Raw genomic sequence first — 22,562 nt, forward strand, 5'->3', positions numbered from 1 at the left:
ACGCTCGGCCTTGAGACGGAGCCGGGCAAGCAGCTCGCCTGGACCTTGCAGAACTACGGCGCTTACATTGTCGATAGTACGGGGGGGCCGGCCTTTGCCCTCAACGCCGAGAACGGGCCGGATGGGTCGCTGCGCACCCAGTTCAAAGCTGATTGGGGTTTCGACCTGGAACAGCGTGTGCAGGGCGCCACCCCTTGGGTGCGCGACATGCAACGACTGGTCCAGGCGCTCTATGTTGTGAACAATAACAGCCCGACCAGCATCGGCGGTGGCGGCACGCCACGCCAACCGCTCGCACCGTCGCTCCAGTAACCTGTAGGCGTTGCTTATTCAGGCGCCAACTTTGAAAATGCAGGCACGTCACCCGTTCAGGTGGTGGCGTGCCTGCCTTGTTCGCGTCACGCAACGAAGCATTCTCCGAAATCGGTTATAGGCTGGGCCAGTAGCTCCAGCCTTTCTTACTTGCATAAGAATTATTCAATCCAGAAATTCTCAAGGATCAGGTGTCGCACCTGATCCTTGGGACCACTCTAGCTGTATACAGCAGTCTGAGTAGACTGATGTCCGCGTTGTTGTTTGTGGTGTATGGGTAGCGCGGGTTTGCTGGGCGCCACTCGGATTCGCAAAAGCTCCTATCTATTGATGGCTTCGAGCGAACGAACCTTAACCAGCAGCACCCCATCTCCCGGCCCAAGGAGTATCGACTTTGCCGGAAGACCATTGTTGACCTGTGGCGCCTGTTTTCCCCGGAAGTGGGTGTAACCCGGTTCGACATCAATACTGCCGGGCTGAAAGCCTAGATTGACGAGTACCAATCCGTTCTCGAACCGGCGACGATATATGCCGTCCCGCCATGGCTTAGTCTGCGGCGGATCAAGCGGCTTGCCCAGCTTGACCTCATATTCATCAAACCACGGCACGGTGCTGTAGCCTCTGGTCTCGTCGGTGTATGAAAAATAGCCGTTGTTCATCAGGCAGGATGCCAACGCGAATCTGAGGAACCGGTAATCGCTTGGCCTGCCCGCGACATTGAAGCCAACGATGCGTGGTGAAAGCAGGTTATCGAAGACCTTGTGATAAAGATCCATCATGCGACCCCAGCCCCCGTTCGCATACAGCGACCAGCTTTTCCCCATCAATCCCTCAAGAAAAACTGCCTGCAACTTTCCCTTATATTCCGGAAGCGACAGATCGTTATCAGCATTGCCCATTAGCAAAGCTTTGGGAGCCAACTCATGTGCTTTTTTCCAATGTGCTGCCTGCCCACGCCGAAAAGCTTTCTGAATTTCAGGACTGTCTCCGGCCTCATCCTTTCCATCCCTGCGCCAGTCAGCAAGAGCAATTCGCTGATGCGCCATGACGTTATCGAAATACCAAATATCAAATTCCGGCACCGGTTCAAAGAAAACATGGTAGTCGCGCTGCGCCAGCCATTCCGGGTAACGCTGTCCACTGGAATCCGGCTTGGTCCACTCTGTGATATTGATGTCCCAGGCTTGATATTGATTTGTCCACTGGACGCGGCGACCATCGCCTCTTCTTAGCCACCAGCCTTCATTACGCAATTTAGATTGTTTGTCGTTTTCGGCCGAGTTTTGGCTATCGTCGTTCGCCTCGTTGAGTATCGTGTATTGCGCCACCAGCAGATTGGGATTTACGCGCTTGAGCGTTCGGACGACATCCCTGATCGGCTGTTGTGACTGACTGTGCCCCCAGCCCCGATAAAAGCCGAGGATGACAATGTCCATGCGCGCAAGCTGCATCTGGTAGATGGGGTCATCGTAATGCTTCTCTCCAATGTTTGAGCCCATCAAGCGCGGGAATCCATGATCGGCCAGGACGAGCCCGTGCCAGGCCGACAGCATCACTGCCATCACTAATGGCAATGCTCTGCAAGTGGCGCCAAATCGAGATCCGAGTAGTTTGAAATCGTGGGGTAATAATTCCATAAATAGGCCACCTGGAAATTCGTCCTGCCGGCGAGGTAATTTCTCCATCACGTCATCAACAATTCGACTGGTGCTTCACGAAATTCAAACATCTTCCGAGCAATCAATTGCACTCAAGGGTAACAGTGGCGCGACCCCGTCCCTTGCAACGAGCAGGCCAGCGTCGACACCATGACACGTGGTACGGTCTATATCGGCAAGTTCCCGGAAGAGTTCGCTTATGGCGTTGTCCATTGATACCGTCCAGTCAATAGTCCGAGATGTTTGCGCCCCCCCGCCAAAATGAAACAAGAGGAAAACAATGCCAGATAAATTCCTGACTTAATTAACAGTATCAGAAATACGCTGCCAATCATGGCGCCTGTTATCGTGAAGACACCCCCTATCGCGATACAGGTTCCGAGCACAGTTGGCCACAACGCGTTCCATGCCAACAACTGGTGTGCGCCCATACCGAGTGCACGTGCAACAACGCTTAGCGCCCACAGTTCACTGATGGCAAAAGTGAACACGCTACCAAGAGCCCCACCGATCAAACCGAAACGGTTGACACCTGCGATGCTAACGATGACGGAGACCACCAGGCAGCACGCATTATTGACGACTGCGAAGGGACCTTTGTCAAGTGAAGGCAGCACGTGCCCAACAGCGAAAGCATTCATCATCATGCCGATCAGATAGACCTGCATGATGGTTGCAGCCTGCTGATACCGGCTGGTGTATATAATATTCACCAGTTCCGGAGCAGTGGCAAGCAAACCTCCGGCAAGAGGTATCAGAAGAAGCGCTGTGGCGCCGTTTGTTTTTGCAATCAGACGGGCGATTTCTGCATACTCGCCGCGTGCGTGCGCGCTGTTTAAGCGTGGCATCATGGCGTTGTACACTGGTTGACGGACAAGCGTCGCCACAGGCAGAAAGACAGCTGCGATGGAAAATGTCGCATACTGCGCTGTCGAGAGCATGCTGGCGACCACCCATTGATCGGCTTGTATACGAATGAGGAACAGAGCGTTCCCCAGTGCAAACGGCAGCGAGTAAGCCAATAGCTTCTTCAGCGTCGCGATCTGCCAGGCAAGCTTCACACCTTCGCCATTCGTGTTAGCGTAATAAATCAAAAGCGCTATCTTCAGCCCGGCCACCATCAACATGGCAAAGGCCACCCACGCGATGTCGGCAGTCGTCAACGCGGCACCAGCCAACAAAAATGTTCTAATCAGTGCGACGCCAATGGTCACATTCGCCTGCCACCGCACCCGTCCATCCGCAGTTGGCAGTACATCCAACATCGACGCCACCACCCAGAGCGCCAGGAAAAGTGCAGAAATGCCATAGGTTTGAATGAATAAGCTCCTTGCTGTCTCGGGCAACAATGGATTCCATCCACTTGCCGCGGCACCCACCACAACACCGGCCACGATCAGATAGACTAGAACGTTGCTGATAATCAGTCGCTTCTGCCCCGGCTCTGTCCTCGGCAGGAAATAGAACAGCGATTGCGGCATGAATGCGGGTGCGATCGCCAATGCGGTCCCGGCCAGCAGCCATAACAGGCGATATTGACCAAAGGCGGTTGCGTCGAGATAGCGCACGAGAATAATCGGTATCGCCAGTTGGAGCCCGTACTCGACTCCTCCTGCCAATGCAAGCGTGATAGCACTGCGGCGCAGACCCTCATCGGATGACATTGTCAACTTCCATGACCTGATCAGGTGAGCGCGCCAGCTTGACAAAAAGTTGATCGAAGCTATTTACCATGGTGGCGAGAGAAAACCGCTGAGTCACCATTGAACGAGCGCGATCACCCATCTGGCAGCACTTTTTTGATTCCATCAGTTGATGTAAGGCATCCGCAAGGGCTTCGATGTCACCCCGTTTATACAGGTATCCATTTTCCCCGTGGATCACTTGCTCCGCCGCGCCCCCAATTTCGCTCATGATCATGGGCTTGCCCAAGGCCATCGCCTCCAGCGCAGCGAGTGAAAACGTTTCAACATGATGAGAGACTAGTGCCATTACATTGCAGGTAGCCATGGCCGGCCGCGCGTCTGCCAGAAAGCCAGTGATCTTGACATGTTGCGCCAGCCCCATGGTCTTGATTGCCTCTTCGATTCTTAAGCGTTCCGAGCCATCACCGATAAATAAACACTTAATATCCAACCCGGCGACTCTAAGATTAGCGATGGCCTTGAGCAAATCCCCATGTGCCTTTTCCGGTCGCATGGAGGCGCACAGTCCAACCACGTAATCAAGCTCGGAAAAGCCGTAGCTTTGCCGTAATAAATTTTTCTCTTCCGATGTATAGTGGTCGACATAGTGCTCCACGTCGATGCCGTTGTGAATCACAGCATCATGTTTAGCCCTTAGCATTCGTGACCGCCAGTATTTTTTCTGGGCCTCGCAGACATAAACTAGCATGTCGCAGACCCGGAAGAAGGGACGGTAGAACAGCATCTGAAGTTTGCTCTTCTTCGTGCCCATTTCAGTCGTGTGAAAAATCTCTACCAGGCGGGGATGACGTCCTGCCATAATTCGCGCCAACCAGCCGTACAGCAAGGAATAAGTGTTGGTGCATACGACGATGTCCGCCATATCGTCGCAAATATATTTTGCCAGTTGGCGGGCGGCGCGCAGGTCAACTTTGCTGGACACATTGCAGCAAAACACGCGGCCTTCCAACCTGTCTTGATCAAGCTCCGGTAATAATGTGCCCTCATTCAATATGTCCTCTTTTTTTAGATAGGCGAGCGAGAGCCGAAACCGCGCTGTATCAAGCTTGTTGAGCAAAGTGATTACGTGTCTTTCCGCACCGCCGATGCCGACGGAATTCACGATGAAGAGCAGGTTAATGCGTCTGTTTTCCATTCACAAGATCCTTTTAAACATCTCTAGATAAGGGGAAAGAATGCGGTCTTCTCCATAAAAACGCGCCATGTAAGCCTTGCAGCGCTCGCTCGCAGCCGACCAGACATTATCGTTAGCCACAAATTCCGTCACGGCGCTTGCCATCTCATCCAGCGACGAAACTGCGCGCCCCAAATTTTCGCGTCGTATCACGGCGTCGGGATCGAAAAAAGTCACCACCGGAGTGCCTCGAATCCAGGCTTGGAGATATGAGTTAGGGAAGCCTTCGGTATCGGAAGTGTTGACAAAGACGCGCGCAGCCGCATACTTGTTGTCCATCTCATGGTAAGGAACAAGGCCATGGAAGGTGCAATTTGGGAGATCGGCAGCTTCCCGCCGAATCTGATTGAACAGCTCGCCAAACCCTGGCTGTGGGCCACCCACCATGTGGAATTTCAATTGAGGGAATTTCTTGACCAGTGCCAGATACAGTTCCGGCCGTTTGAGTTGCCGCAGATTACTGACCCACAGCACATCGATATCCCGCGCTACGGCCCGCTCAGGAGTATCCACCAACATCTCGGCGACCCGACTGTGCAGACTATAGTTGGTGCGCATCGCATCCTGTTGCCAAATGCTCTGCACCAGGATCGCATCGGCACGTCGCAGGCCGTATTCATACAGCTTCTTGTCGCGCCAATACCTGATCAGGAGCTTGTCTGGTTCGCAATCCGTGTCACTGGCCACCCTGAACACAAACTTGCGTCCATGCCGTTTGCAAAATAGTGCGACCAGTCCCAAGGCTATACCCGCGCAGCTGACGTAATAAATATCGGCATTAGCCCTGTGCAGCGCTGACCAGACGCCGGTCCAGCGCGGATATATGAAACGAAATATTGGAATGCCGGCGTCCTTGCGATAAGCTTTATGCGCCGTAACGCCATTCCAGCACGCACAATCATCCTGCCCATAGTCGTACACCACCATGCTGACAGCATGATCGCGCCGTGCCAGAGCCTTGGCCAGCAGCGTTTGCTGGACCTGCTCTCCCCCGATACCATGCCGGTTGAATTCCGGGGCCAGAACCGGTAGATTCTCTAGCCCAAGAAAGCAAATTTTCATTTTTCGCTATAAAAAATAGTGTGCCATGCGCTGTTTAGCTTGGTCTGATTTCGCGGTTTTCGTCCCGACCAAAAAACCTGTCGCAATCCCGTATGACAGCCAGAGAAATGGCTGCGTGCGGGTCGGTGTAAAGCTGTCGTCGGTCACGCCTTGGACCAGCAATAGCAAAATGCAAGCTGCAGCCCCTCTAAAATAAGCTCGCCAGATCGGATCGGGCATACGCTTCGCCAGATCGATGAAGAGTCTCCACATATGCCGAAAGAAAACGAAGATGACTATCGCGCCCAACACCCCGAAGTCCAAAAGCACACCGAGATAGGCGCTGTGAGGATGGCCTACCGGAAGAATGGCACGATGCTGGGCTGACTCTGACCAGAGAATCGAACCGAGACCGTGGCCAATCAGGGGGTTGGAAAGAATCTCCGGGATGAGCGGCCGCCAAATTTCATCCACCCGACCGGCACTGACGTCTTCGACATTGCCATTTCCCAGTCCCATTGAAGCGCGCTCTACTACTGCGTCCGGCATGAATAAAGCGGCCAACGTAACAAGTAATAAAACCACCAACATGGCGCGAAATCTTCTTTGCGTAAAAAGAAAATACGCGACCACAGAAAAAAGTCCTAAATATGCGCCACGCGAGAACGTGAGAGCAACTGCTGCCATCACGATGACGGTTGTTGCGCCAAGCATCCATTTTTCCAATGAGTTGGACGCGCTAAAAAAACAGAATAGGGCCAGCGCAAAAACCATATTAAACATGAGGCCCAGTTCATTCGCGTGCATGCCCATCACGGACAGAAAGCCTCTAGCATGACTTGATGCCAACGCCATTAGCGACTCTCCTGAACTGGCCACGTATGCAATGACTACAATCGGCAACACGATCCCTGAACAGAACAATGGAATCAGGTAAGCATGTGGAAGCCGCGCATTTCTCACAACGATGGAGAACATAAATGCAGTGGCGAAAATAACCACTGGCGGCTTTAGAAAAGTGTCACGTAGATACCCGCCGGCAGAATCAAATTCGATAATTTGAAGGATTTTGAAATAGGCCGGGATCGAGGAAATCTGGGAGGCACCATGGAGCGCGGCGAGCGCCAGAATGGCCAGGTAAACCCAAAAATGGCGAGGCCATTTTGGAATTGAAAATTTCCTGGGGTTAATTAGCCAAGCGAGAAGCAGTGATGCCGCCGATAACAACAACGTCACATTCAACGGATTGAATCCGGTCACTCCAAACAAGGCACGGGGGATCAAAGGCGTCGAGCTCAGTGGCAACAGAATAACGGCAAGCACAACACCATATTTGTAGTTGCACATCACAACGACCACAAAGATCAACGACAAGACTGAAAATAAGGCCGGGATTTCACCGATCAACTCGGCAATAATCCAGGTCAGAAGCGCGATCAGAATTGCTCCCACAAGAAGAGCCAAGGATTGTTTAACATCATTTCGGGCAAGAAGCTGCAGCCGCGACTTTTGTGTAAGAAAATGCATGATTAGATTCTTGTTAGTCTGTGGTCGACAACCGCTCGTCGCAACCGTAGGACATGGCAGTCGCCGGAGCCAGCAACGCGGCCAGGATTGGGCATCCTCCGGGTCCAAATATATTGCCAATTGGCTGTCCGTTGCCTGTGTCGGCGAACGCGGAGTCGGACAGATCCCAACGTTGTGGCACTGATGCCATCCTGATTCTTTTGCGCATTGACATCGACCACACTCGCGTTGTCTTGATGGGTGCCTGACACCAGTGCTGGCCGTTCGGGATGGCCAATATGCAGTCTTCCGTCAAGAGATGGGTGGCCAAGCAAGTATTCAAGTAGCTGGCGGCCATTCCACCCTTTCGTTAAATTCGGCACAGATTCCAAGTACTAATCTATTCAAGCCCGCAAGATACACATTGAGAAGTGTCAACTAACGCCGTCATATATCAGGGATGCAATCAATTGTGAAATGTCTACTAGTGTCCTTTGGCAATGGTTTGCCAACCAAAATGTGCGATTGGTCCAGTGAATCAATAAGCGCTTGTACGGCAGACGAGCGTGCGTGAGGGCGGCCGTCTGCGCACTTGGTGTCGCGTTGCGGGACTTCGGTGCAATCTAATGATCCATGCTGTAGCCTCACGCCATGCGCAAGCCGACTCGGTGTTCTGCCGTATCCGACCGTCAACCAGGAGTTGACGTGAGCCAAACGGTCTTTGAGTGGCCGCCAGACCACCAACCGGATGGTAGGCGATGGTGTTTTGTCGTGTTGATGAAACGCAAACTTGTATTCGGGGATTAGGCTAGAATTTCTTATGCTCCCCTCGCTCCCCGCGTGGCAAGCTCCAGATGCTTGCGCAGCACCTGGACATCAGTTGCTACTTTGGCGCGCCCGCCAATGAATGAAAGTTGAAATCAAAGAGCGAAGGATCGCTATGTGTGGCATTGTCGGGCAGGTTCGTCTTAATGATTCAGCGCCTTCCCTGGATCGGAATGCGGGAAAGCGGGCGCTCTCGGCGCTTTTCCATCGCGGCCCGGATGGCGACGGCGAATGGCAAGCGCCTGATGCTTCCTGCTGGCTGGGGCACCGCAGGCTGGCCATCATCGACCTGCATACCGGGCAGCAGCCCATGTCAAATGAGGATGGCAGCGTATGGGTCAGCTTTAATGGGGAAATCTATAATTTCCAGGAATTGCGCGAGCAACTGGCTGCGCTGGGGCACAGGTTCAAGACGCGCAGCGATACCGAAGTGCTGGTGCATGGCTACGAGGCATGGGGCCCGCTGGGCCTGTCCCGCCGTCTGCAAGGCATTTTCGCTTTTGCCGTGTATGACAGCCGCAAGCGCACGCTGCTGCTGTGCCGGGACCATATGGGAGTCAAGCCGCTGTACTGGTGGAGCGATGGCGATACCCTGATCTTTGCCAGCGAAATCAAGGCATTGCTTTGTTTTCCCGCGGTCGCGGCGAACAAGAAGGTATATCGGCCCGGGGTTGCGCAATTTATCGTGAAGCGCTATGTCTCGCGGCCTCAGACCATGTTTGAGGGCGTCAAGCGCTTGCCGGAGGGCTGCCTGCTGGAAACCGCCTGGGGCGAGCCGGTTCCGGAACCGGTCCGTTACTGGGATGTGGGATACAAGCCGCGCATGCTGCCGCAAGCGGACGCGCTGTTGGAACTGGATGCCTTGCTAAAGCGTACCGTGGACATGCAACTGATGTCCGATGTGCCCCTGGGCGTGCAGCTATCCGGCGGCGTGGATTCCAGCATGGTGGTGGCGCTGATGGAAACCATGCGGCGGGAACAAGGCGCCAGAGAGCCGATCAAGACCTTTTCAGTGGGCTTCGATATTCCAGAATTCAGCGAGTTGCATCATGCCCGGCGCATTGCCGAACGCTATGGCACGAAACACCATGAAATCGTGGTGGGAGCCGATGACTTCATCGCTGATTTTGCGCGCCTGTGCTGGCATTATGACGAGCCTATGGGCGAGCCGTCGGCCATTCCCACTTATTACATGTGTCGGGCGGCCAAGGAGCATGTGACTGTGATGCTGACCGGCGAAGGTTCTGACGAGCAGTTCGGCGGTTATTCCAAATATGTATTCGACTCGTTTTCCGGGATGCTGGACTGGTTGCCGGATGGCGTGCGCCAGTCCGGGCTGCGGACGCTGGGAGCGGCCATGCCATTCAAGGCGCGCAGGCTGCGCAGCATTCTTGAAATACTCGGCTTGCCTGACGAGACGCAACGTTTCGCCTCATGGTTCGGCGGCTTCGATCTGGAATTGCAGCAAGGTTTGCTGCATCCGGACTTCCGCCGGGAAGTGCAGGATGGAGGCGTGGCCAAGGAATTCTCTGCGATCATGGCCGGATGCAGTGGCGAGAGCGATGCCTTGACCCGCTTTCTTTACTGCGATATCCATACCCGGCTGGTGGATGACATCCTGGTCAGCGGAGACCGCATGAGCATGGCGGCGAGCATCGAAACCAGGGTGCCGTTCCTCGACCACCACGTGGTCGAGTTCGCCGCCGGCCTGCATCCCGATGACAAGGTCAAGGGATTAAGCAAAAAAATCCTGTTGAAGAAGCTGGCGGAACGCTACCTGCCGCATGAAACCATCTATCGCCGCAAGGTGGGTTTTACGGTGCCGCTGGCGCGCTGGTTTACCGGGCCGCTGGCTGGCTTGATTTCCCATGTGCTGCTTTCCGATCGCTTCTTCGACCGCGGGTATTTCCGCCCCGATGCGGTTAAAAAGGTGGTGCAGGAACATATCGCCCGCAAGGTTGACCGCGAGCAGGGCATCTGGCTATTGCTCACCTTGGAATTATGGCACCGGATTTTCCTGGACGATGATGGCAGCGAGGCGGCATCGGAACGGCTTTGCGCCGAACTGAAGCCTTACCTTGCAAGTAAATGAACATCCTGTTGTGCAGGCGTGAGCGACTATGAGAAGGCCAAAAATCGTCATCTTCAGTCCGTCGCTGACGGCCATCAGCGGCGTCAGCACGCACGCCAATCTGCTTTTCGGCTCCAGCCTGGCCAAGGAGTATGACCTGCTTCATTTTCAGGTGGGCAGCGAGGGCAGAAAGGAATCCGGCTTGCAAAAGCTTATGCGCTTTGTTTTTTCCCCGCTGGCGCTGGCCCGCTTCATCATGATTCACCGGCCCGATATCGTGCACTTGAATACCAGCATGGATCGCAAGGCCTATTGGCGTGACCTTGCTTATCTTTTCGTGGCCAAGCTTTTGAACGTCAAGGTCGTCAACCAGGTGCATGGCGGACCCATGCCGCAAGAGTTCTTTGCCGGCCATGCCGTTCTCATCTGGCTGCTGCGCCGGGCTTTGTATGCGAGCGATGCGGTCTCGGTGCTTTCGAGCAAGGAGTACGAAGCGTATACCGCTTTTTGCCCGGGGGCTTTGATTGTCCGCATTCCCAATGCCATTGATCCGGCGGAATTGCTCGGCGATATAGCGGCGCCCGATGCCCACCGGCCGCTGCGGCTCATCTATATCGGAAGGATTATTCGCGAAAAAGGCTTGTTCGAGGTGCTGGAGGCGATGGCCCAACTGCAGCGTTCGGGGCGAAAGCTGCATCTTGATATCGCGGGCGGCGGGCCGGCGGAAAAGGAATTGCGCTCCAGTGTTTTGCAACTTGGACTGGACGATGTCGTGCATTTCCATGGACCGGTTTTTGGAGCGGCCAAGACCCGCCTGTGGCGGGAAACGGATGTCCTGGTATTCCCGACCTATCATCCCGAGGGGCTTCCCTATGCGCTGCTGGAAGCGATGGCTGCCGGCACGCCTGCGATTACCTGCCCGGTAGCCGCGATCCCGGATGTGATGCAGGATGGCGTGCATGGATTTTTCGTGCCGCCGCGCGATGCGGATACGATTGCGGGCGCGATTGCGGCGCTTGATAATGATCGCGCCATGCTGGACAGGATGGCGCGCGCCAGCCGCGCCAGGGTGTTGGAAAAATTTACGGTCGAAAGGCTGGCAAGGGATTTCAGCGAACTGTATGGCGCGGTGCTGGGACGGCGCGCATGAACAGCCTCGCCTCGGCCCTGGACCGCCGCGCAGGGCGCCTGGCTCAACTGCAGTGGAAGCTGAACCGGCTGCGTTTGATGACCGGCAGCGAGATTGGCTGGCGTCTCAGGCAGGCTGCGCAGGCCAGGCTGGAGCACAGGGGTGTCGGCCTGGCGCGCTGGCCGCCCGCGCCGCGCGGGTCGTGGGGGCAGGCATGGCTTCCAGTCCTGCCTTATGCAAGCGATGCAGACATTTACCGGCAAGCTGCCGACCGCATCCTGTCCGGGTGCTTCAAGGTATTTGCCTTGCATGATGCAGACCTGGGTTTCCCGCCGCGCTGGAATCGGGATCCGAAGACCGGCATCGATGCCCCCCTAGACTTTGGCAAGACCTTGAACTATCGCGACCCCCGGGTTGTCGGCGATATCAAATATCTGTGGGAGCCTAACCGCCACTACGAGCTGGTCACGCTGGCGCAGGCTTTCCATTTGTCGGGGCAAAGCCGCTATGCTACAGCGTGTCGTACGCTTCTGGAATCCTGGTTCGAGCAATCTCCCTATCCGCTGGGCCAAAGCTGGTCAAGCTCGCTTGAAAATGCGATCAGGCTGGTGAACTGGGCTGTTGCCTGGCATCTGTTAGGGGGCGCCGATTCAAAAGTTTTTGCCGGCGAGGGCGCAAGCGCCTTCCAGCGGCGCTGGCTGGATTCGATTTACCAGCATTGTCATTTCATCGCCGGCCATTTTTCTTTTCACTCTTCCGCAAATAATCATTTGCTCGGCGAATACATGGGGCTATTCATCGGCGCCACAACCTGGCCTTGCTGGGACGCCAGCTCCCGATGGCGCCGCCTTGCACAGCGAGGATTGGAACGGGAAGCATTGAAACAGAATGCGCCGGATGGCGTCAATCGCGAGCAGGGGATCTGGTACCACCATGAGGTGGCGGACATGATGCTGCTATGCGGCTTGTTTGGCAGGGCGAATGGCATGGAATTTTCCGAAGCCTATTGGGAGCGGCTGGAAACCATGCTGGAGTTTGTTCTGTCGGTGATGGACGTTGCCGGCAATGTCCCCATGATAGGCGATTCGGACGATGCGCTGATGGTCCGGTTTTCCCAGGAGGCAGACTTTGATCCCTATCGGTCGCTCCTGGCCAGCGGCGCAGTGCTATTCAAGCGGGCCGATTTCAAAGCCAAGGCTGGCCGCTTCGATGCCAAGAGCCGATGGTTATTGGGCGATAGTGGCGCTGATGTCTTCGGTTCCTTGCGCGAGCAGGAGCAGGCGCCGGCCGAGGTCAGGCGCTTGTTCCCCGATGGCGGTTATTACATATTGGGGAGAGATTTTGAAGCCGCAACCGAGATAAAAATCGTGGCCGATGCGGGCGAGCTGGGTTATCTCTCCATCGCCGCTCATGGACATGCCGATGCCCTGGCCTTTACGCTCTCCGTCGGGGGGGAGCTGTTGCTGATTGATCCCGGTACTTACGCATATCACACTCAAAAGAAATGGCGTGATTATTTCCGCGGCACCTCTGCCCATAATACCGTCCGCGTCGACGGCCGTGACCAATCGGAGCCAGGCGGCAATTTTATGTGGCTCAGCAAAGCGAATGCGCATTGCGATCGATGGGAAACCGATGAAGAGCTGGATTGTTTCATTGGCAGCCATGATGGCTATCTTCGGCTGGATGACCCCGTCCTGCACAAGCGGAAAATTGTATTTCTCAAGCGGGAGAGAACCTTACTCGTCGAAGATATTTTAGAATGTCGCAAACAGCACGACATAGAGTTTTGCTGGCATTTTGCCGACACCTGCAAAATATTTTTGGATCAACGCAAGGTGTCGGCGTTCGGTGGAAACGTAAGAGTGGATATGACAATGCCTGACTGCCATTGCGAGCCAGAAGTGGTGGTGGGAAGTGAGGCGCCGCCTTTCGGTTGGATATCATACAGGTTCGATGAAAAGCTGCCTTCCCCCTCTATTATCTGGAGAGACAGAATTAATGGCACCACCAGACGGGTCACCGTATTTAATATCGTCACCAAGCCTTAAGCCACATATTGATCAGTGGCATTTGGCCTACTTCATCCCACTCATCACAACACCTCGCTCAAGGTATCCACCAGACCGCGTGCGGCAAGTCGCACCATGCTGATCGCTCCCAAAATTAGAAATTGGTGGTCGCCGTCCCGATCCTCCCGAACGCTAGCCGACCATTTTGGTAAAAATGCGGGTGGCCATCAATCCGGCTTCGGTATAGTGATTAGGGGGCGACATCAACGAGGTAAGGAGGTTCATGATCTCCTCCTTGCTTGTCAGTGAAGTCAATTTCTCTTCCAGCGTGCGCAACTCGATGTTGAAATCATCACTATCGTCGCCTGTGCTTCCACGTGGGGCATGGCGCCGGATCACGCCTCGCGCCGCAGCACTGGGAATTACGCGCTCCGAGCACTTGCCTAGTGTGTCGAGCAACCGTTGAGCTTTGAATGTCAATCGGCGCTGCCCAAACGCCGCGGTGCCAAACTTGTTGTCGGAGGGCTGTGTCGCATCGAATTCTTTCGGTTCACCGGCAATCCAGTCGTAAATTACCTGCTTTTCATACGAGTTGAAGACTCCGAACATTTCTGCTTTCTCGCCCTGCAACAGTTTCCAGAAACGACTGTTCTGCGGATCCTGATCGCGTTTTATCCAACCCTTCTCCTCAAGATTGGCAAGAAAGGCCGGGATCTGAGTCGGATCGGATAACCATTGGTTGATCGTTCGACCGGCAACGCGGCAATAGTCCGAATGTACGTATTTCCCAACTGCGCTTTTCTTTCCCAGAATGGCGATTAATTCCTTATTTAAATCAAATGACTCGATGACAGTATTTGTGCAGGTCCCTAAGCAGTTAAGCTTGTAGCCGCGAATGACACGTCGAAAAAATTCATCCGCATCATTCACACGCGGAAGCGAATCGAGCAATCCATCCAGAGATTTTTTCGCATGCCCGGTGTTGGCATTGTCGATAGTAAAATGCAATGTGAAATAGGTTGGATCGATGCCAAGCTCATTGAGTTCATATGCCGTAATGAGGAGGTGCAGTGGCGGCTGTTCATAGCCAAGATTGAATCCAATTACCTCCGGCAGAAAATGATCAGCATGCTGCGCCAGTGATAACTGAATTGCGCCTTGCACGAAATGCTCATCGCTTAAATTATCCCATTGCTCGCAGCCGTGAGTGGCCAGAAGCTTCTTGTAAATCGTGACATGGTTTTTATTCGGGACGCCTTCCCCCAATTCTTCGAGGTAGATCTTGATCAGCGAGGAAAAGCGTGCATCGTTCCAGCGGCGTGTCAGTCCGTATAACCACGCGCCATCGACCAGTTTCGTCGGTGCAACTGCCTTCAGAAAATATAACGCATGTGATTTATTGGAAAAATATCGGCGCGCCGCCCCGGCTTGGCGCTCATTGAGATATTCACGATACTGGTGTCTGACTTGATCGGCTTTTTCATCGATCCATGACCCGATTGCATCGATCTTGTCTGGCAGATCACATGTCAATTTGTCGGTCGCTTGCAGCTGTTCAGCTAAATAGCGGCGCGATGCGATTACAATTTCCTCCGGGAGGTTGTCCCTTAGCAAATCGAAATACATATGCTTAGACTCGAACTGCCCGCTGCATCCTCGCGGCATGGTGCCGCATTCGTTTGGAATGCTCGGCATACCGTTGAGCATATTTCTGGTAATTTTCATTTCAATTCATTCTCAGGCATCGTGCGCAAGAGTGCCAAAATTAGATTGCTGCAAACCGATCAGCGAAATCTACATTCGTCTGCAAGCTGGATCAACTCAAGTAGCTTACACTCAGCGTAGGAAATACTCATTCCAAGCAATTGATAAAAATCAACCTACTTGCACAACTTTTAATCACTTAGCTTCAAGCTAAAAGTTGGTGATCATTTCTCGCAGGAATCCCAGCGAAATCGCGACTTCCACCAGCGCATAAAGCTGCTCGCTCGTTACTTGTCTCGGTCACCTTCAACGTCAAGCACTTGGCTGAACCGCCCGATTTTAGATATTCGGTGAGCGGAGTTTGCGTTACTTCGAACCCATAGCCATGTAATTGATCCACCAGGGTTGGGGAAGCTTTGTTGAGAAAAAGATGTCGTCCGCAGTTGACCGCATTACAGGCGAACGCGAATGCATCGACGTCTGTGACTACAATACGATGTCCAGCCGGTACCCGTGATTCGATGACAGCCTGCGACACGATGTCGAAAGCAGCGGGGTAATACAGGAGATACCCGCCAGCCAGAGGGCAAAAGCAGGTATCGAGATGATAGAAACGATCATTAACCAAACGCAATGGCTGCGTCTCAATACCAAGCCAGTCGGCGACAATAGGCGCACATGCTGGATCGGATCGATGGCCATAACCTAGCCACAATAATGACTGGTACCTATCCAGCAATGCGTCACCAGCGCCCTCAAAGTGCAAGTCTCGCGGTAGCGTCAGTACGTCAAAGCCATGTGAGGTGAACCATCTCTCGAAATGGACTTCCTCACCCTGCCGTTCGGCAACCCGAAAACGCGACAGTACGCACGCCGTGCCCAATACCACACCCGCGTTTGCCGTGAATACCATATCAGGTATGCCTGCTGCACCGTTGATGTGCTCAACCGTGGCGACGGCACCAAGTAGGGTGGCGAGCGCAGTCCATTGCTGCGCGGCCAAAGCACGATCCACAACATTGCCCGCCATCCATGGATTGATGACATAGGACACCTCGAAGTGTTCAGGTGAGCACATTAGAAAGCGTTCGGCTGCGGCGGGATTTATCATGATATATATTCCAAATGGCGTTGCTGATTGTGATGATTGTCATATTCAATTTGTGCCAGACAGCAATAAATCTGATATGAGTAGTAACGGCCTGAAACAGACAATCACGGTGACGTGAAATGCACACGTAAAAAATCGACGAATTAGCGTTTCATCCTTCCCGTTGCAGATCGCCGGACAACGCAGCTATTCCGGGCAGGATAAACCCCGAAACAGCCAATATAGATCATCAACACTTCGATAAACTAAGAAATTGGCTGATTTCCAATTTCTGTACAAGTACTGGATGCTTGCCTCGCGCGGTGCGCGGAATTTCACTTACGTCGACCACTTCAGCACTGCAGCCGCCTTGTGTGTTGTTTTTAACTATTTGTGAGATTTGCGCGCTCGCCTCGGCCGATAGTTTTTTGGCGGTCACGACCTTAACCAAAAAATGCCCAGGCTTTTCTTGTTCGTACTGCATGTCATAGATATCGGCGAGAGCCCCAGAATTTGCGAGGCCAACACTCATTGAGCTGAGAGACATCAATCGATGATCATGGCACACGATAAATTCCTGTCGCCTGCCTTCGACACGCTCCACAACGGGGTAGCCCGGTAGTAATGGATGAGGTTTATCGCCAAGGATTGCCATATCGCCAGTGCGGTACCGGACAAATGGCATGACCTGACTGTCGAAGCTGGTTCCAACAATCTCGCCGAGCATGCCGGGCTGGGTGATCGGGTCGCCAGCGGCATCCACCAACTCGAAATGTCCATATTGGGGCCAGAAAAAATAGCGATCGTCATCGGGCATGGATGCGGCCATCACCACGCGCTCGGATTGACCGTAATGCTGCAGTATTGGGCAGGTAAATGTCTCTTTTAGCAATGCCAGGTGGTGGTCAAGAATGTTTTCCGAAAATAGCATGATGCCCTTGATCCGCTGCGACACATCGGGTGCCGGATTATCCCGTAGCCACCGCGCCAGGGGGTAGATCGTTGACGGATAGGCTTGGATATAAGTGGGCTTCCAGGCGCGGATCGCTTTCACGTACTCAGGCATGTAGGCGTGTTCCAGGTGATCGGAGCTAAAAATCAGTTCTTTTTTGATCGGCTCGTACATCCAAAGCTGTCCGCCGGGATGTTTGGAAGTTGGCACAGGGCGACCACGCAGGGCCAGGACCACATCGTTTTCCGTTAACCCGGTGCGGAGATGGAAGTTCGCAATGTATCCATATTCCTTGGTACGCGTAATTCCCTTGTGGAGATAAAACGCCATCGGTGTCGCTATTGAGCCGCCTGTGAACGTCTTCAGCCGTAGATGGGAAGGGCTGGCAGTCGAGAGAAAGCTGATGGGGTCGCGCTTAATTTCCTCCTTCGAAAGCAGCGGTAGGTCTCGCAGGACGTCTATCGGGGTATCTGCTCGGTTCAGAAGGTGGCGATACTGATGATAGGCCGGCACGGACTCCAAAGTCCATTGCAAGGTTGCGGAAAGTTTTCTGCTACTCAGTTGCCTAATTTCTCCTTCATTTCGTAGAGAAGCCTCACTGACGAATCGCGAATAATTCCGTCCTCTACGCATTGAGACCGGTACCCAGGAATACGCGCGGCCTACTGAGTCCTTAACCCACTGCGGGGACTTGATATACGATGCAAGAAGCGGGTAAAGCAGATCTTCGACGGACATTTTTTTCTCGGTGAGAGAATGTTGATCATTGCTATCTGTATTCGGCAAACATGAGGACGGAGCATTGCAATGAATCAACCGAACATTTCACCGTCAATCTGAATAAAACCAAAGTTATTACGTATTTCAGTGCAACTCGCAATGACAAGGAAACACGTTCCTTCCACGGTGCGCAGTCCACCGCAATAGCGCCACCGTCGCGCGCGTCACTGTCAATACGTCACTGTCAATACATCACTGTCACTACATTTATGAAGATGTTGAACATGGTCGGGATATGCCAAGGAAATGAATCGAAGGCGGCCAGATTCATCGCCACACTTTCATCGCACCTCGTGCGATGCGCATGACCGTCATCCAAAATCTACCTTCTAATCCGTCTTGCTCCATTTATCTCTTGGGGTCGAATTGATTTTCCTGTCTTCAATGTAATTGATGGAACAGCATCAGTTTTTGCGCGCCATCAAAAATACTGCCCCTTGAGTTTGAGGAAAGGACAGTGATCGGGATATCCCTTCGCGTAATGAAGAGGCCTCTTTGAAAGTAGAGTTTTCTAGCCCTGGGTTGAGTAGGTTTTGCGCCAAGAAGGACCGACTTTTGGGAAGTCAGATCAGCAGCCTTCTCAGGCGAATGGAGGCTGACACGCTGGATCCAGTACGGTCCCGTGAATATCGCATGAGGCAGGCCTGTTTTGCAGGTACTACTAAAAGCATGGCGGTGTGGACGTGTCAATGATGAGGCGCATGATGGAGGTTGAGGACAACCGGCGGCTCGGGAAATGTAATTTGAAGCACGGTTGAAGGCGCAGCTCCTTCACGAGGCAATGCCAGAAAAAGTGGCACAGGAGATTCAACGAATATCGGGCAATTTTCAGACGAGCGGCGCCGCGACCGGCGACTTAAATCTATAGGCGAGACTGCCGCAAATAAATTCTATTTGGTCAGTTCAGCCGAGGTCATCAGGTTTCGCGATTCAAATATCTCATCATATGCCGCCAGCAGTTTTGGAACCTCGTATTGCCATTCCAGCTCGTTTATTACGCGGTTGCGGCCGAATTCACCCATCCACACGCGGCGCGCGGGATCATCTAACAGTTCCACGATCTTGAGTGCCATGTCCACCGGGTCATTTTTTTTCGCGTACAAGGATGCTTCTTGCGCAGAAACGCGACCTTCGAGCAGATCAAATTGGACAATCGGCTTACCCAATGCCATGTATTCCATGATCTTGTTCATGGTGGATTTCTCGTTCATCTCATTGGCCACGTCCGAGTTCACGCATACATCGGCAGTATTAAGCATCTCTATCAACTCCCGGTCTGGCACCCGGCCGGTAAAAGTCACAAAATCGGCGATGCCAAGATCGACGGCCATCTTCCTCATCTCATCAAGCGAAGTGCCTCCACCGACCAATCCGAAATGTACGTCCGAACGCGCCATTTCCTTGATGATGTAGTGAGCTGCCTGTAGCAGATAGTTGATCCCCTCCTGCGCCCCCATCACACCCACATAACCAACCAGATATTTTCGGCCCCGCTTGAGCTCATCCTTGGGCGGTAGCAGGCGCAAACGATCGAGTTGCGGACCGCTACGCACCACGTGCACCTTATCCGGGGCCATGCCACCACGCTCAATGGCAATCCGTCTGTAGGACTCGTTGGTGGCAATAGAGACATCGGCAGTCTTGAATGTCCAGCGCTCGAGAAACAGCATCAGTTTGTAAAAGAGATCACGCCTTCCGAATTTTGCTTCATAAAGTTCTGGGTTGATGTCATGATGATCAAACAGAAATCGCTTGTGCATGAATAGCTTGAAAAAGGCCCCAATCAAGAAGAACAGATCTGGCGGGTTGCATGCATGAATGACATCGAAACCTCGTTCGAAATGTACTTTCCACGTGAGACGGAATGTATGGAACAAGGCGAGAGAATATTCCATCAAATAGCCGATTGCTCCCTTTGCCTCGAGCAGCAAGTCATAGCGATAGATGTGGACTCCTTCAATGACTTCATATGTTTTTTCATAACCTTTGCCGGTCGGGCAAATAATCGAAACTTCATAGCCGTTGGCATGAAGTGTGGTCGCTTCTTGCCATACCCGCCGGTCGAAGGGGGAAGGGAGGTTCTCGACAAGGATGAGGATCCGCCCAGGCCTAGCTTGCATCGGTTGTCGCTGGCGTGGCATCAGCGGATCCCATAAAAATAGATAGCAGGGAACAGCCACCGCGACAGTCCAGTGTGACAAAGCGAGGAGACAAGAAGTCGCCTCGTACCATAAAGCCGGAGGTAATATTCCGACGTGATGCTTTCCGTAAGAGTGAAAACACGATCCAGTTCTGCCTGCAATTCATCCCGCGTATAACCGGCATGAGCGCCTAGTTCGTTGTGGAATTCTCCGCCCAGCCTGGCCTTCCAATCAGCCATGTTCCATCGCACCTTGTCCGCCAGAGGGGTATTTGTGCTCCCGAGGTAGCCGAGTAGCCGGCTGCGGTTGGGCGTGCCGATCAAATACCCTCCCTTTGGTTTGAGGACACGATGCATCTCCCGCAAGGCCGTCCGATAATCGGTGATGTGCTCAAGCGCATGGAAGGAATAGACAAAGTCAAAGCTCTCATCGTTGAATTCCATCTGCATCGCGTCACCTTCGCGCAGGTCGGCCAGCAATCCGGCACGATTGTCGAAGTTAGGAACAATGTCGATTCCCGTGACCACAGTTCCCAGGCGCTGCGCCAGGACAGCCGCTTCGACACCTGATCCGCACCCTACCACAAGCAGTCGCATCGGTGCAGCGCCCTGCCGCTCCCGCAGTATGTCTGCAAGTATTGGTGTTTTTGGGTCATTAAAAATAATGTCCTGGGGATTACCAGCAGATGCCATCGTATTGCTCCCCACTTCGTTCGTCGCTTATTCCGACCAGATCCACTATGACCTGCCCTAATCTGAGATTTTCCCGGACACGTCGAAATTCCTCCGCACCATTGCCAATAATGATGGTTTCTGCGAAATCAAGCACCTCATCCATCGACTCCATCATGAGTTTTGAGATGTGAGGAATGTGATTCATGATGTAATCCTGGTTTGCACCGGTCAAGGCCGCAAGACGGACATTGCTGTCATAAAGCTTCATTTCGTATCCTTTTCCAAGCAGATATTCGATGAGGTCAACGAGGGGAGACTCGCGTAGATCATCGGTACCCGCTTTAAAGGAAAATCCCAGGACGCCAATTTTTCTGTGTCCTTTGCCGACAATCATCTTGATGCCTTGCTCAATCTGCCGCATGTTTGAAGGGAGAATGGCATTGATGAGTGGTAAATCCAGATCGAGGCTTCTGCCCTTATACGTTAGAGCTCTCACATCCTTGGGAAGACAGGAACCACCAAAGGCAAATCCGGGTCGCATGTAGTAAGCGGAAAGATTTAACTTTGTGTCCTGGCAAAATATCTCCATGACCTTATGGCCATCGATACCTATCGCTTTGCAGATGTTGCCGATTTCGTTGGCGAATACTATTTTGACCGCATGCCATGTGTTATCGGTATATTTCACCATCTCTGCCGTTTCAATATCGGTAAGTATCAATGGCGCATCCATTTTTTCGTAAAGTGTCGCCAGTATTTCGCCTGCCTTCGCATCGGTCTGACCGATGACAGTTTTTGGCGGGTGGTTGTAGTCGAATACGGCCGTTCCTTCCCGTAAGAATTCAGGGTTGATGCATACGCCAAAGCCCACTCCGGCCTTCTTTCCGGAGAATTCTTCGAGGGTTGGGATGACAATAGTGCGCATGGAACCTGGCAACATGGTGCTGCGCGCCACCACAACATGAAATGCACTTTTTTCCTTAAGTGCAGCGCCAATTTCTTCACATACCCTGCGTACATAACTCATATCGAGATTGCCGTTAAGCTGGGAAGGCGTGCCAACGCAGATAAGGGAAATATTAGATTCAAGGACTGCTTTGCGAGAATCGAGCGTGGCATGCAGCAAACCGTCCTGGACACTCTTGCCGATCATTTTCCCAATATCTTTTTCGATAATCGGCGATTGGCCACGATTGATCAGGTCGACCTTGGTTTTGTTTGGATCGACACCAAGCACGTTATGGCCATCCATTGCGAGACATCCGGCGGTAACTGCTCCGACATAGCCCAAACCAAAAATGCTGATCATCATGAGGACTCCCCTTTCCCATTGCCTTCATCTCGGCAAAGCCATTGCAGGGATCGAGGCCATAGACTTCGCGCTAGTTGGCTGTGATTTAGCAGGTGCGAAGATTGATGGCTGCTGAGGAAATTTGCGGATTGAGAAGGATATTTTGTTGTGTTGCTGAGTTTCTTGTAGCCGAGAATGCTCAAGTGAGGCGGCGATTCTTGAGAGCATTGATCCGAGTAGTCAAGGTAATCTGTGTTGAACGGAGAGGCACTACGCTTGATGTCATACCCATTAGAATTTTTATCTGAGGCGGGGGCCGCCGGGTAAGCGGTATATTGGTCGATCACCGCAGTTGTCATCGCCGTTTTTGGGATGACCTCCTGTAATGCAATCGACGGGGCAGGCTTTTCGGTCGTCATGGATATTGATCCTTGGTGCTCTTCAGTCTTTTATCATTTTGGCATTACGTGCTTTTGTTGGCTTGACCTGCATCATG

General features: G+C 53.1%; 16 protein-coding genes. 4 read left to right on the forward strand and 12 right to left on the reverse strand.

Going from position 1 to position 22,562, the window contains the following annotated elements:
- Nucleotides 1-312, forward strand: a 312-nt coding sequence (locus ACFOFO_RS14715; RefSeq protein WP_390331880.1) for a hypothetical protein, incomplete at its 5' end; no start/stop codon positions are given.
- A 320-nt stretch (nucleotides 313-632) separates the two neighbouring features.
- Here the strand turns inward: ACFOFO_RS14715 and ACFOFO_RS14720 are convergent.
- The 5 genes from ACFOFO_RS14720 to ACFOFO_RS14740 form a co-directional block, all read right to left on the reverse strand.
- Nucleotides 633-1,997, reverse strand: a complete 1,365-nt coding sequence (locus ACFOFO_RS14720; protein ID WP_390331881.1) for a putative glycoside hydrolase — start codon at nucleotides 1,995-1,997, stop codon at nucleotides 633-635.
- A gap of 170 nt (nucleotides 1,998-2,167) precedes the next feature.
- Nucleotides 2,168-3,634, reverse strand: coding sequence for a lipopolysaccharide biosynthesis protein (locus tag ACFOFO_RS14725; RefSeq protein WP_390331882.1), 1,467 nt, complete (start codon nucleotides 3,632-3,634; stop codon nucleotides 2,168-2,170).
- Complete coding sequence (locus tag ACFOFO_RS14730) at nucleotides 3,621-4,811, reverse strand: glycosyltransferase family 4 protein (protein WP_390331884.1); 1,191 nt, start codon at nucleotides 4,809-4,811, stop codon at nucleotides 3,621-3,623. The genes ACFOFO_RS14725 and ACFOFO_RS14730 overlap by 14 nt, the downstream gene beginning before the upstream one ends.
- Nucleotides 4,812-5,912 (reverse strand): glycosyltransferase family 4 protein, encoded by a 1,101-nt coding sequence (locus ACFOFO_RS14735; protein ID WP_390331886.1) that lies wholly within the window; start codon nucleotides 5,910-5,912, stop codon nucleotides 4,812-4,814. It lies immediately after the preceding gene.
- Between the two features lie 6 nt (nucleotides 5,913-5,918).
- Nucleotides 5,919-7,418: an O-antigen ligase family protein gene (locus ACFOFO_RS14740; RefSeq protein ID WP_390321927.1), complete on the reverse strand. Its 1,500-nt coding sequence runs from the start codon at nucleotides 7,416-7,418 to the stop codon at nucleotides 5,919-5,921.
- Between the two features lie 919 nt (nucleotides 7,419-8,337).
- Here ACFOFO_RS14740 and asnB point away from each other — a divergent pair.
- From asnB to ACFOFO_RS14755, 3 genes are all read left to right on the forward strand, one after another.
- Nucleotides 8,338-10,314: an asparagine synthase (glutamine-hydrolyzing) gene (asnB, locus tag ACFOFO_RS14745; protein WP_390321928.1), complete on the forward strand. Its 1,977-nt coding sequence runs from the start codon at nucleotides 8,338-8,340 to the stop codon at nucleotides 10,312-10,314.
- Between the two features lie 193 nt (nucleotides 10,315-10,507).
- Nucleotides 10,508-11,443 (forward strand): glycosyltransferase, encoded by a 936-nt coding sequence (locus ACFOFO_RS14750; RefSeq protein WP_390331888.1) that lies wholly within the window; start codon nucleotides 10,508-10,510, stop codon nucleotides 11,441-11,443.
- Nucleotides 11,440-13,473: a heparinase II/III family protein gene (locus ACFOFO_RS14755; RefSeq protein ID WP_390321930.1), complete on the forward strand. Its 2,034-nt coding sequence runs from the start codon at nucleotides 11,440-11,442 to the stop codon at nucleotides 13,471-13,473. Before ACFOFO_RS14750 ends, ACFOFO_RS14755 begins: the two co-directional genes overlap by 4 nt.
- A gap of 153 nt (nucleotides 13,474-13,626) precedes the next feature.
- Here ACFOFO_RS14755 and ACFOFO_RS14760 read toward each other — a convergent pair whose 3' ends face one another.
- From ACFOFO_RS14760 to ACFOFO_RS14790, 7 genes are all read right to left on the reverse strand, one after another.
- Complete coding sequence (locus ACFOFO_RS14760) at nucleotides 13,627-15,159, reverse strand: iron-containing redox enzyme family protein (protein WP_390321931.1); 1,533 nt, start codon at nucleotides 15,157-15,159, stop codon at nucleotides 13,627-13,629.
- A 184-nt stretch (nucleotides 15,160-15,343) separates the two neighbouring features.
- A complete protein-coding gene (locus ACFOFO_RS14765; protein ID WP_390321933.1) occupies nucleotides 15,344-16,249 on the reverse strand; it encodes a dimethylarginine dimethylaminohydrolase family protein in 906 nt (301 codons plus the stop codon).
- A 229-nt stretch (nucleotides 16,250-16,478) separates the two neighbouring features.
- On the reverse strand, nucleotides 16,479-17,918 hold the full coding sequence (locus ACFOFO_RS14770; RefSeq protein ID WP_390331890.1) for a phenylacetate--CoA ligase family protein: 1,440 nt from the start codon (nucleotides 17,916-17,918) through the stop codon (nucleotides 16,479-16,481).
- A gap of 932 nt (nucleotides 17,919-18,850) precedes the next feature.
- The gene (locus ACFOFO_RS14775; protein ID WP_390321936.1) at nucleotides 18,851-20,101 is read right to left on the reverse strand and encodes a glycosyltransferase family 4 protein; all 1,251 of its coding nucleotides are present in this window, start codon (nucleotides 20,099-20,101) and stop codon (nucleotides 18,851-18,853) included.
- Nucleotides 20,101-20,793, reverse strand: coding sequence for a class I SAM-dependent methyltransferase (locus ACFOFO_RS14780; RefSeq protein WP_390321937.1), 693 nt, complete (start codon nucleotides 20,791-20,793; stop codon nucleotides 20,101-20,103). Before ACFOFO_RS14780 ends, ACFOFO_RS14775 begins: the two co-directional genes overlap by 1 nt.
- Complete coding sequence (locus ACFOFO_RS14785; RefSeq protein WP_390321939.1) at nucleotides 20,777-22,087, reverse strand: nucleotide sugar dehydrogenase; 1,311 nt, start codon at nucleotides 22,085-22,087, stop codon at nucleotides 20,777-20,779. Before ACFOFO_RS14785 ends, ACFOFO_RS14780 begins: the two co-directional genes overlap by 17 nt.
- Nucleotides 22,084-22,485 carry a hypothetical protein gene (locus ACFOFO_RS14790; RefSeq protein WP_390321940.1) on the reverse strand — a complete coding sequence of 134 codons (402 nt, stop codon included), beginning with the start codon at nucleotides 22,483-22,485 and terminating at the stop codon, nucleotides 22,084-22,086. The genes ACFOFO_RS14785 and ACFOFO_RS14790 overlap by 4 nt, the downstream gene beginning before the upstream one ends.
- Nucleotides 22,486-22,562 lie beyond the last annotated feature (77 nt).

This window comes from Pseudundibacterium arcticum, assembly GCF_042646465.1.
In the GTDB taxonomy this organism is placed as follows: Bacteria; Pseudomonadota; Gammaproteobacteria; order Burkholderiales; family Burkholderiaceae_D; genus Undibacterium_A; species Undibacterium_A arcticum.

Bases quoted from the DNA above. Each gene is read 5' to 3' on its own strand.
- ACFOFO_RS14720 (WP_390331881.1), bottom strand. From the start codon at position 1,997: ATGGAGAAATTACCTCGCCGGCAGGACGAATTTCCAGGTGGCCTATTT.
- ACFOFO_RS14725 (WP_390331882.1), bottom strand. From the start codon at position 3,634: ATGTCATCCGATGAGGGTCTGCGCCGCAGTGCTATCACGCTTGCATTG.
- ACFOFO_RS14730 (WP_390331884.1), bottom strand. From the start codon at position 4,811: ATGGAAAACAGACGCATTAACCTGCTCTTCATCGTGAATTCCGTCGGC.
- ACFOFO_RS14735 (WP_390331886.1), bottom strand. From the start codon at position 5,912: ATGAAAATTTGCTTTCTTGGGCTAGAGAATCTACCGGTTCTGGCCCCG.
- ACFOFO_RS14740 (WP_390321927.1), bottom strand. From the start codon at position 7,418: ATGCATTTTCTTACACAAAAGTCGCGGCTGCAGCTTCTTGCCCGAAAT.
- asnB (WP_390321928.1), top strand. From the start codon at position 8,338: ATGTGTGGCATTGTCGGGCAGGTTCGTCTTAATGATTCAGCGCCTTCC.
- ACFOFO_RS14750 (WP_390331888.1), top strand. From the start codon at position 10,508: ATGCGCTTTGTTTTTTCCCCGCTGGCGCTGGCCCGCTTCATCATGATT.
- ACFOFO_RS14755 (WP_390321930.1), top strand. From the start codon at position 11,440: ATGAACAGCCTCGCCTCGGCCCTGGACCGCCGCGCAGGGCGCCTGGCT.
- ACFOFO_RS14760 (WP_390321931.1), bottom strand. From the start codon at position 15,159: ATGAAAATTACCAGAAATATGCTCAACGGTATGCCGAGCATTCCAAAC.
- ACFOFO_RS14765 (WP_390321933.1), bottom strand. From the start codon at position 16,249: ATGATAAATCCCGCCGCAGCCGAACGCTTTCTAATGTGCTCACCTGAA.
- ACFOFO_RS14770 (WP_390331890.1), bottom strand. From the start codon at position 17,918: ATGTCCGTCGAAGATCTGCTTTACCCGCTTCTTGCATCGTATATCAAG.
- ACFOFO_RS14775 (WP_390321936.1), bottom strand. From the start codon at position 20,101: ATGCCACGCCAGCGACAACCGATGCAAGCTAGGCCTGGGCGGATCCTC.
- ACFOFO_RS14780 (WP_390321937.1), bottom strand. From the start codon at position 20,793: ATGGCATCTGCTGGTAATCCCCAGGACATTATTTTTAATGACCCAAAA.
- ACFOFO_RS14785 (WP_390321939.1), bottom strand. From the start codon at position 22,087: ATGATGATCAGCATTTTTGGTTTGGGCTATGTCGGAGCAGTTACCGCC.
- ACFOFO_RS14790 (WP_390321940.1), bottom strand. From the start codon at position 22,485: ATGACGACCGAAAAGCCTGCCCCGTCGATTGCATTACAGGAGGTCATC.